Below are 10,017 nucleotides of genomic sequence, written 5' to 3'. Positions count from 1 at the left end.
CAACGCCGAAGAGACGCCGATGGCGACCTTCCGCGCCGCGAAAGAGCGTCCAGCGCCCGATGTTGCGAGTTCAAGGGCCTTAGAAACGATCGACCTCCGTCGGCCACCTGAATCGCAGGCTATTTCCCGACAGGCTCCTAGCCTGGAGATTCCACGAAGCACCTGAAGTCGGTGCCTGAAACAGGTGACGGTGACCCTTTGACCTGGGATAATGGGAGTTGAGAGACCCTCAGTACCCGGCGAGAAAGGATCACCGTACAAGTGAACGCTACCACGGCTCTCCTTCCGGTTGAAGTCACCTGTGACGCAGTGGGGCTCACGTCCCGTGCGGGTACCGCCGCGTTGACCGCCCTGGCCGATCGCGTCGGCCTCACGAACGCACTGACCGACGGCCTGTCGTGTCTCTTCTCACGCCGGGTGGCCCACGAACCGGGACGCATCGCCCGCGATGTGGCCGTGATGCTCGCCGACGGCGGGGACGCGCTGTGTGACCTCGGCGTTCTGCGCGATCAGCCCACGCTGTTCGGACACGTCGCCTCCAGCTCCACCGCGCACCGCTTCCTGCACCGCATGGACGCCGCGGCGCTGACGCGCGTGCGCAACGCTCGGGCTCGCGCCCGCAAGAACGTATGGGGAATCGCAGAGACGCCCAGGCGCGTCGTACTCGACATCGACGCCACGCTGGTCACATCCCACTCCGAGAAGGAGGGGGCGGCCGGCACCTACAAGCGCGGGTTCCGCTTCCATCCGCTGGTCTGTTTCGAAGCCTCCACCGGCGAGGGGCTCTCCGGCATCCTGCGTCCGGGCAACGCCGGGTCCAACACGGCGAAGGACCACATCGAGGTGCTTGCGCTCTCGCTGGACCAGCTGCCGGAAGGCGCGATCGGTCCCGGCACGCTCGTGCGGTGCGACTCCGGAGGGGCCACGCACGCCTTCCTCGACGCGGTGGTCGCTTGCGGGCTGTCCTTCTCCGTGGGGCTGGACGCCACGAAGTCCGTACGAGAGGCATGTCTGGCTGTGCCCGGGGACGCCTGGAGGCCTGCGCTTGCCGCGAACGACGAGGTGCGCGACGGCGCGGCGGTGGCGGAGCTGAAGCTGGACATGGTCGCGCGCGGGTGGCCGGAAGGCACGCGGGCGATCTGCAGGCGCGAGCGTCCGCACCCGGGAGCGCAGCTTACCTTCTCCGACATCGACGGCCATCGCTTCCAGGTCTTCATCACCAACCAGAAGGGGCGCCGCATCGCGCGTCTGGAACAGCTGCACCGCCGGCGTGCGGCCGTCGAGGACTCGATCAGGTGCGCCAAGGCCACGGGGCTGCGCAACCTGCCCTGCCATGGGTTCGCCGCCAACGCCGCTTGGCTCGAACTCGTGCTCATGGGCTGCGATCTTCTGGCCTGGACGCGGATGCTGCTGCTTGAAAGCACCGGGCTTGCCGCGGCCGAGCCCAAGCGGCTGCGCTACCGGCTGCTGCACGTGGCGGCGCGCATCGTGACGGGTTCGCGCCGGATCAGACTGCGCTTGCCCCACGACTGGCCGTGGGCGGCTGCGATCGCGACCGCGTTCGCCCGGCTGCGGGCGCTGCCCCGGCTCTGACGCGAGTCGGCGCGCTTCTCCGCAACCGAGACACCATCCGAGGGGCCGGCTTCAGCGCGCCCTCGGAACCGGCCGAATCGACGCGGAACGACACGGAGGGCCCTCGAACACCCTCAGAACCGCGAGAGAGGCGCCTGCGCGGTCGCGACGCGCGGTATCAGGCCCCGATCCGGGTCCGAGCGGCTACCGGTCGGCCTTCGCGGGATTTCGAGGCTAGCCGAATGACCCGACAAGCGCTAATCTGCCACCCTGGGGCGACATGCTTTCCGCATGTCGGGCGAGGGGGATGGTGAACAGCAAGGCATTCGGGCCGCTGCGTCGGCCAGACTATCGCTGGCTATGGTTCGGCCAGCTGATCTCCGTCGTCGGCGACAAGCTCAATCAAATCGCCGTCGCGGTGCTCGTGTATGCGATGACCGGCTCGATGCTGCAGATGGGCATCATGCTCGGGCTCACCGCCCTTCCGGCCGTGCTCTTCGGAGTCGTTGCCGGCACGCTCGTGGACAGATGGGGCAGACGACGCACGATGATCGTCGCCGATTTCCTCCGTGCGGCGCTCGTGCTGTTCATCCCGATCGGTGCTCGCACCAGCATCTGGTACGTCTACGCGATCGGCTTCCTCATCGCAACCGTCTCGCTGTTCTTCGAGCCCGCGAAACGCGCCCTCATTCCCGAACTCGTTGACGACGCCGAGGTGATGAGCGCGAACTCCCTGGACCAAGCATCCGCTTCGGCATCTGAGCTCGCCGGTCTCGCCGTCGGCGGCATCATTGTCGCCGCGCTCGGCACGAACATGGCGTTCATCCTCGATGCGGCGACCTTCCTGGCTTCGGCAATCGCGATTGCTGCGATAGCCCACCGGGAGTCCCCCGCCAACCGGGAAGCGCGGCAGAGTATCGTCAGCGAGGCGGTCGAGGGCCTCAAACACATCGGGGAGTCACCGGTACTGCGAGACCTGACCCTCGTCTACACAGTAGCCGTCATCGGCGGGTCGGCAAGCATCCCTCTCTGCTACGCACTTGCGCTTCGCACCTACAACGCGGGAGCGCACGGACTTGCGCTGCTGGATGGCTCAATCACTGTTGGATTGCTCCTCGGCGCCTTCATGGTGGGCAGTAGCGGCCCTGACGCCGTGGGACGCAAACTCCTGCTCGGTCTCCTCGGCATGGGGGCGACCCTCGCGCTGATCCCGTTCGCGACTACCATATGGCTCGCGGTTCCCGTGCTGCTTGTGGCCGGCCTCGCCAACATGTGGGTCTACATTCCGGCGATCACTCTATTCCAGAAGGAGCCGCCTCCCCGTTTCCGAGGACGGGTCACGGCGGCAGCGATGACGATCGTACGTGTCTTCACCGTCGCGGGCATGGTCGGAGCGGGCGCTCTCCTCGAGCGCACCGGTACATCGATTGTTGCGCTGCTCGCCTCGGCGCTTCTGGTGGCGGCAGCGCTCCTGGGATTCACGCGCACGGCCTTGCGCACTGCGTAGGAACCCGTTGGGCGCGATACTCCCTCGGCTCCCGTGAACCGCAGGGACATCGCGATATCCCTTTGCCTGGCCGCCCATTGGCCGCCGACCAGGCTTGTTGGACGACACGAGCGCGACATCCCGCTCGTGACGAGTGGCGGGGGAGCTCATCATTGCCAGGTGCGGAGACTCATCCCGAGAGCTTGCGCGCAAGCACCTCATTGACGACCTGCGGGTTGGCCTGACCGCCCATCTCACGCATGACCTGGCCGACGAAGAAGCCCATGAGTCCGGTCTTGCCGCCCCGGTACTCCTCGACCTTCTCGGGATTCGCGGCGAGGATGGCATCAACGACCGCTTCGATCGCCCCGGTGTCTGAGACCTGCTTCATTCCTTTGAGTTCGACGATCGCACCTGGCGCGTCTCCAGTAGAAGCCATCTCGACGAAGACTTCCTTGGATTGCTTGCTGGAGATCGTGCCATCCTCGACAAGCCCTACGAGTTCGACGACCATCGCCGGCACGATCTTCGACTCATCGACGGCGATGCCCTCGGCGTTGAGGTGGGCGGAGAGGTCGTTGATCATCCAGTTGGCGATCGCCTTCGCGCGCTCCACCCCACCGATCGTGACGGCGGCGTCGTAGAACTCGGCGAACGTCAGATCGGCCGAAAGCACCGCTGCGTCGTACTCGGAGAGGCCGCCCTCCGCCATGTACCGCTGCTTGCGAGCGTCGGGAAGCTCGGGAAGCTTCGCCCGAATCGCTTCGATGTACTCCTCGGAGAACTCGAAGGGGACCATGTCAGGCTCGGGGAAGTACCGGTAGTCGTGAGCCTCTTCCTTGCTGCGCAGCGAGCTCGTGCGCTTGGCGCCGACGTCCCAGTGGCGGGTCTCCTGGACGATCTTCCCGCCGCGTTCGAGCTCCTCGGCCTGACGCACGATCTCGTAGGCGAGCGCGTCGTGCAGCGCCTTGAAGGAGTTCATGTTCTTGACCTCGGCCTTGGTGCCGAGTTCGGTGTCCCCGTGGCGGCGCACGGAGACGTTCGCGTCCACGCGCATGGAGCCTTCCTCCATGTTGCAGTCGGAGATGCCGAGGGAGAGCCAGATGAGCCGCAGTTTCTGCGCGAAGCGGCGCGCCTCCTCGGGAGTACGTATGTCGGGCTCGGTAACGAGCTCCATGAGCGGGGTTCCCGCGCGGTTGAAGTCGACTAGCGAGTGCGTCGCTCCCGCGAGACGGCCCTCGCTGCCGCCCACGTGGATCATCTTCCCGGTGTCCTCTTCCAGGTGGATGCGTGTGATACCGATGCGCGTGGTGTAGGACTCGCCGTCTTCGGTCACCTCGACGTCGAGATGCCCGCTGAGACAGAACGGCAGGTCGTACTGGGAAATCTGGTAGTCCTTGGGCATGTCGGGATAGAAGTACTGCTTGCGGTGGAACTGGCTCCGCCGGCTGATCTCGCTCTCGATAGCGAGCCCCGCGAGCACTGTGGCTTCGATGGCGTACTCGTTCGGCACCGGAAGCGCGCCAGGCAGGCCAAGACAGACCGGGCACACCCGCGTGTTGGGTTCGCCACCGAAGTCGACGGGGCAGCCGCAGAACATCTTGGTCGTGCTGCTCGTGACCTCGGTGTGGATCTCGAGGCCGATGACGGCCTCCCATTCCCGCAGCACTTCACTAAGCGGCCTAGGCACGCGAACCACCCCCTTGCAGCTGGCGGACGAGGGGTGGCACGGGATCGAACTCCACCGCGGCCTCGTAGGCTGCCGCGGCGCGGAACATTGTGTCCTCGGCGAAGTAGTTCGCAATGATATGCAGGCCGATGGGCATGCCGGTCGTAGAGCACAGACCCGCAGGGACGCTGATGGCTGCGTTTCCCGCGAGGTTGACCGGGATCGTGTAGATGTCGGACAGGTACATCGCCAGAGGGTCGTCGGACTTCTCGCCGATCTTGAACGCGACCGTGGGCGACGTCGGTGTGAGCAACACGTCGAACTGCTCGAATGCGCGGGCGAAGTCCTGCTTGATGAGCGTGCGCGCTTTCTGAGCCTGACCGTAATACGCATCGTAGTAGCCCGCCGAGAGCGCGTAGGTGCCGAGCATGATGCGCCGAATGGACTCCGGGCCGAAGCCCTCTGCACGCGAGCGCATGTAGAGATCGAGCACGTCGGTGGCGTCGTCGACTCGGTGACCGTAGCGGATGCCGTCGAAGCGGGCCAGGTTCGAGCTGGCCTCGGCCGGACCGATGATGTAGTACGCGGCCAGGCCGTGTGCCGTGCTGGGCAGCTCGACCTCCCCCACTTCAGCCCCGAGATCGCCGAAGATCTCCGCAGCGCGCCTGACCTGCGCTCGGACCTCCTCGGCACAGCCCTCGGCCTCAAGCAGATCGGTCACGACGCCCACACGCAGCCCCCGCGCGCCACCGGTGGCGCCTTCAGCAGCGGCTCGGACGTAGTCGGGCACCGGCTCGGTCGCACTCGTGGCGTCCATCGGGTCTGGACCGGCGATCGCCCGCAACGCCATCGCGGTGTCCTCCACGGTCTTGCCGAAGGGACCGATCTGATCCAGCGACGAGCCGAACGCGACGACGCCGTAGCGCGAGACCCGACCGTAGGTGGGCTTCACGGCGACGGTGCCGGTGAGCGAACCCGGCTGTCGGATCGAGCCGCCCGTGTCGCTGCCGAGCGAGATCACGGCCTCACCTGCGCTGACGCTCGCAGCGCTTCCCCCCGAGCTTCCGCCTGGCACGCGCTCGAGGTCCCAGGGGTTGTGGGTCGGACCGAACGCGGAGTTCTCGGTGCTCGACCCGAACGCGAACTCGTCCATGTTGCACTTGCCAACCGGCACGGCGCCGGCGTCGAGAAGCCTGCGAACCGCTGTGCAGTCGTAGACGCTCTCGTAGTTCTCGAGGATGCGCGCGCCACACGTCGTGCGCGTGCCGACGAGGTTCATGTTGTCCTTGAGGGCGACCGGCACACCAGCCAACGGCGGGAGCACGTCCCCGGGATCGGCTCCACTCGCAACGGCGGTGGCCCGACGGGCGTCGATGGCGTCCGCCGCCGCCAGGGCGAGGTCTGCCGTGATCTGGTTGAACGCGTGCACGCGCTCATCGACCGCTTCGATGCGCGCACGTGCAGCCTCCGCCGCATCGCGCGCGGTGAAGTCGCCGCGGACGACACCCTCGCGCACGTGCGCCGCTGTGAGCCGCGAGAGGTCCAGGTCGCTCATGCGTCCTCACCCGGCCCGACGATTTGCGGTATCACGAACGCGCCGTCCTCGGCCTCGGGCGCATTGCGTAGCGCGTCCTCCTGCGAGAGGCACGGCCTCAGCACGTCGGCGCGGGTGACGTTCACGACATCGAGCGGGTGAGCTGTCGGCTCCACGCCCTCGAGATCGAGCTGAGAGATCGTATCGATATGGCCAAGGATAGAGTTCAGGTCGCCCCCGAACTGGGCAACCTGCTCGTCGGTGAGTGCAAGCCGTGCGAGGAGCGCAACGTGGCGCACCTGCTCCTCGGATATCGCCATTGGCTGGTCCTTCTCCTCGGTCGTGAGGTTGACTGACCTATGATAACCGACGCCGCTGCGCGCGTGCCGCTCGCGCAGCGTTCGAAGCGCTCGAGGTTTGTAGCGCCACCGAACCAGGGTAGAATCAGCGCACAAGGCGGTAGCGTGCGGGCCGGCACCCGTCGCAAAGACGACACACGACACAGCCGAACGCATGCAACCCGGGGAGAGGGGTTGCGATGAACGACATCTACGGCTTCCGAAAGGCATTCACAGCAGGTCAGGCCATCGTGCGAGAGGGAGACAGCGGCGATGAGATGTACATCGTCCGCTCCGGCAAAGTCAGGGTGTCCAAGGGCTCTGGTGCCGACTCGGTCACGTTGGCAGTCCTCGGCTCGGGCGAGTTCTTCGGCGAGATGGCCCTTATGGGTGAGTACAAGCGGTCGGCAACAGCGACAGCCGAGACCGACACCACTCTCACAGTCGTCGACAAGCAGACCTTCTCAGCGTTCGTGAGCGAGCCTATCGTCCACGACATCATGAGCAAGATGGCGCAACGAATCCGCCAGCTCGACGAGAAGGTCGTCGACTCAGAGCGTTCGGACCAGTCACGCCGGGCTCACCTGGGAAGCATCGTCGAGCAGCGCCACTGGTTCGTCTGAGCACGCAGTGAGGTCCCGAACCTCGCGGCCCGGGACCTCACGCGTTTGCGTCATGTAGGTGCGAGGCTACAGACCGATTACCTCAGCTTCGCCTCGATTTGCTTGCGCACCGTGGCGGTGACGCTTCTCTCGCCACCGAAGACGTAGCAGTCGCGAATAGCCGCGCGGTGCTTGAACAGCCAGTTGCCGGTCGCGGCACTCAGCGAATCTCCATCGGTGAGAACGAGCGGGCCATTCATGCTGCCAACGACCGAGCCACCGGTGAGTGCATCAGGCAGCATCGCGGCGATGCCGACACACTGGTAGTCGAGCCAGCCTGCACCGATCGCCTTGTCGGCGATAGTCGTGGCCGTCGAGTACCTGTCGGCACCGGACCAGCGCTCGCCCCTGACGAGAATGCGGACGCGCTCGGATACGGTCTTCGCCCCGCCGCCGACAACAACGCGCCCGGGCTTGAGTTCGCCAAGAACAGCCTTGGTCGCCGCCGGCACCTCATCGGCGCTCACCAGAAGGATCGGGTATCCCTCCGATGCTGCGACCGGAGAGAGAGCTAGAGCATCGAAGAACTTCTTGGGGTCTGCACCGTTGGCCACGAGTGCGACCTGCGGTGTGTCGCCAGAAACACGCACCATCTCACGCGCGATTTCGGCCGCGAGATCGTACCTGTTGCCGATTGCCAGCACGCGGTCCTTGGTGAGCTTGCCCGCCCCGACTGCCTTCACGAGATCGGTGAATCTGCCGTCCGGCACTGAGTCCGGCCCACCAACGATGTGCACCTCGACCGGTCCATTCGCCGCAACGATCTCCCTCACGGCGGCGCTCACCTCGGACGGTACGCTGTCCTTCTTCACGAGGAACAGCGGCGCATCGTAGGCCCAGCACAGTCCCGAAGCAGCCAGGGGATCGGCCGCCGCGCGGTCCTCGCCGCTCGAGATCACGATGTGTCCGACATCCGGCCATGACTTGTTGCCATCCGGATCGAACGCCTCGCGCGCGAGTTTGAGAGCGGTCGAGTATCGCGACAGGTCCGACAGGCGCTCTGTCTCCGCTCCAACCGCAACCCGGAACTTCCGGGTGACGTGCTCCGATATGTTGCCTTCCTTGTCAGCCGCCCAGTACGTGAGCGAGTGCATGCCTATGACACTCGTGCTCACCTCAGTCGGGTTCTCGGTCGTGACCTGATGCCCCGTGCCATCCAGGATGTACGTGATCGTGTCGACGCCAGCCCAGTTGTCTTCGGCGGAAATCGTGATCAGCGCCGAACCGAGATAGTAGTCCTTGGCATCGTCAGTCACTGTTGGAGGAACAGGATCGGCCGGCACGTCGAACGGAACCAGTCCCGCATCGATCCCGGTCACCGGTGTGTAGTCGTCATCGAAGGTGATCCAGTCGGCGTCTGCGACGCTAGACTTGTTGTCCCAGTACTCGTCGATGTAGACGCCTTCGCCATTGAAACCGACCTTGTACTGCCCCGGCTCCACCCAGTAGAACCCGTAGGTCCCGTCCGGCTTGGGCCACGCTTCATTGACATAGTCCCAGCGTCCTCGCCAGCCCTTGCGGTACAGCGATACCCAGCCAACGCCGACGGGCTCCATCGTCACCTGATTGAAGATGCGACCGGAGATGGCCGCCTCTTCGTACGTTGGCTCAAGCGACGCGTTGATGCCGTCGGTGACTACACCGGTGACAACCTCGACCGGGTCCGCACTCTCAAGATCCGGCTGGTCATCGTAGTACTCCGGCACGTACGAGCCTCCACCCATCCAATCATCGCCGAAACCGACGTAGTACGTGCCTTCGGGCAGGTCGACGAGACTGTACTCTCCGTCTGCGTCCGTAAACTCCATCCACTCCGACGCCCATCCTTCGTCCTCCGCGACCCATGCCATCACCGAGACCCCTTCGATCGGATCACCTGTGTCGGCATCGGTCACCACGCCGGTGATGCTCGGCTCGGCGTAAACGAGCGACGCATCGATGTCCTCCACGGTGACACCCCGGGTGACGTCCACGATGTCAGCGCTCTCGAGTTGCGGCTGATTCTCCCAGTACTCGCTGCGATAGGTGTGTGTCCAATCCCAGAAGTTCACGACTCGTTCGCCTGTGCCGGCGTTGTAGAGCGCATAGTGGCCGTCCTCATCGGTCTCGGCCCACGCGGTGTCCCACCACCCTTCCCAATCGGCGTCGTACTGGAGCGCGGAGACGAAGATGCCCTCGACTGCGTCGTCGGTCGCTTCGTCGGTGACGCGACCGGTGATACTAGCGACACCTTCTCTGAGCACAGCATTGATGTCGGTGGTAGTCGACAGCACTGCGGTTTCGATCGTGGTCGCGTTCTCGAGAAGCTCAACGTTGTCGAAGTATTCATCGGCGTAGTAGCCGTCTGACGGGTCCCAATCCACGAAGTGCACACTGTGGTCGCCGTCGGCGCATCCATATACCTCGTAGGCACCCTGGTCGTCGGTAACGGACCAGTTTGTGGCAAACCACCCGGGTGCGTCTTCAAAGTAGTCGTAGACCTCGACGTAGATTCCGGGCACGCCCCCGCCCGACTCACTGGTTACCGTGCCCGTGATGGACGGCACGGCGAAATCGAGGTCGGCATTGATGTCCGACAGCGTGCTTCCGATCTCGGTCTCCAGCACTTCGGCGTTCTCTAGCCTCGATATTTCACGAAGGTCGCCGAGCCGGTTCTGAAGTTCCGAATCGACCCTCCTGCCACGATATCGCATCTGTCTGAGCGTCGCTCACGTCACCCGTGGCCCTTCGCGAGCCCGGACGGGTCTTCCAGGGCC

General features: G+C 65.1%; 7 protein-coding genes. 3 read left to right on the top strand and 4 right to left on the bottom strand.

Features of this window, described 5'->3' with window-relative positions:
- The first annotated feature begins 261 nt into the window (after window positions 1-261).
- Both Q8K99_01340 and Q8K99_01335 read left to right on the top strand, forming a co-directional pair.
- Complete coding sequence (locus tag Q8K99_01340; GenBank protein ID MDP2181199.1) at window positions 262-1,593, top strand: IS1380 family transposase; 1,332 nt, start codon at window positions 262-264, stop codon at window positions 1,591-1,593.
- Between the two features lie 286 nt (window positions 1,594-1,879).
- Complete coding sequence (locus Q8K99_01335; protein MDP2181198.1) at window positions 1,880-3,079, top strand: MFS transporter; 1,200 nt, start codon at window positions 1,880-1,882, stop codon at window positions 3,077-3,079.
- A 169-nt stretch (window positions 3,080-3,248) separates the two neighbouring features.
- On the opposite strand, the gene gatB is transcribed toward Q8K99_01335, so the two are convergent.
- From gatB to gatC, 3 genes are read right to left on the bottom strand one after another with little or no spacing between them, the layout of a single operon-like run.
- A complete protein-coding gene (gatB, locus tag Q8K99_01330) occupies window positions 3,249-4,748 on the bottom strand; it encodes an Asp-tRNA(Asn)/Glu-tRNA(Gln) amidotransferase subunit GatB (protein MDP2181197.1) in 1,500 nt (499 codons plus the stop codon).
- On the bottom strand, window positions 4,741-6,282 hold the full coding sequence (gene gatA, locus Q8K99_01325) for an Asp-tRNA(Asn)/Glu-tRNA(Gln) amidotransferase subunit GatA (GenBank protein MDP2181196.1): 1,542 nt from the start codon (window positions 6,280-6,282) through the stop codon (window positions 4,741-4,743). Before gatA ends, gatB begins: the two co-directional genes overlap by 8 nt.
- Window positions 6,279-6,581 (bottom strand): Asp-tRNA(Asn)/Glu-tRNA(Gln) amidotransferase subunit GatC, encoded by a 303-nt coding sequence (gene gatC / locus Q8K99_01320; GenBank protein ID MDP2181195.1) that lies wholly within the window; start codon window positions 6,579-6,581, stop codon window positions 6,279-6,281. The genes gatA and gatC overlap by 4 nt, the downstream gene beginning before the upstream one ends.
- Before the next feature lie 218 nt (window positions 6,582-6,799).
- Here gatC and Q8K99_01315 point away from each other — a divergent pair, with 218 nt between their 5' ends.
- Window positions 6,800-7,222, top strand: a complete 423-nt coding sequence (locus tag Q8K99_01315) for a cyclic nucleotide-binding domain-containing protein (GenBank protein MDP2181194.1) — start codon at window positions 6,800-6,802, stop codon at window positions 7,220-7,222.
- 77 nt (window positions 7,223-7,299) lie between these two features.
- Here Q8K99_01315 and Q8K99_01310 read toward each other — a convergent pair whose 3' ends face one another.
- Window positions 7,300-9,954, bottom strand: a complete 2,655-nt coding sequence (locus Q8K99_01310) for a cell wall-binding repeat-containing protein (protein MDP2181193.1) — start codon at window positions 9,952-9,954, stop codon at window positions 7,300-7,302.
- Between the last annotated feature and the right edge of the window lie 63 nt (window positions 9,955-10,017).

This window comes from Actinomycetota bacterium (assembly GCA_030682655.1).
GTDB lineage: Bacteria > Actinomycetota > Coriobacteriia > Anaerosomatales > JAUXNU01 > JAUXNU01.
Note: the sequence above shows the minus strand (reverse complement) of the source record. Positions and strands in the feature narration are given on the sequence as shown.

What these genes read in the sequence shown, in the direction of transcription:
- Q8K99_01335 (MDP2181198.1), top strand. Translation starts at nt 1,880, where the DNA reads ATGGTGAACAGCAAGGCATTCGGGCCGCTGCGTCGGCCAGACTATCGC.
- gatA (MDP2181196.1), bottom strand. Translation starts at nt 6,282, where the DNA reads ATGAGCGACCTGGACCTCTCGCGGCTCACAGCGGCGCACGTGCGCGAG.
- gatC (MDP2181195.1), bottom strand. Translation starts at nt 6,581, where the DNA reads ATGGCGATATCCGAGGAGCAGGTGCGCCACGTTGCGCTCCTCGCACGG.
- Q8K99_01315 (MDP2181194.1), top strand. Translation starts at nt 6,800, where the DNA reads ATGAACGACATCTACGGCTTCCGAAAGGCATTCACAGCAGGTCAGGCC.
- Q8K99_01310 (MDP2181193.1), bottom strand. Translation starts at nt 9,954, where the DNA reads ATGCGATATCGTGGCAGGAGGGTCGATTCGGAACTTCAGAACCGGCTC.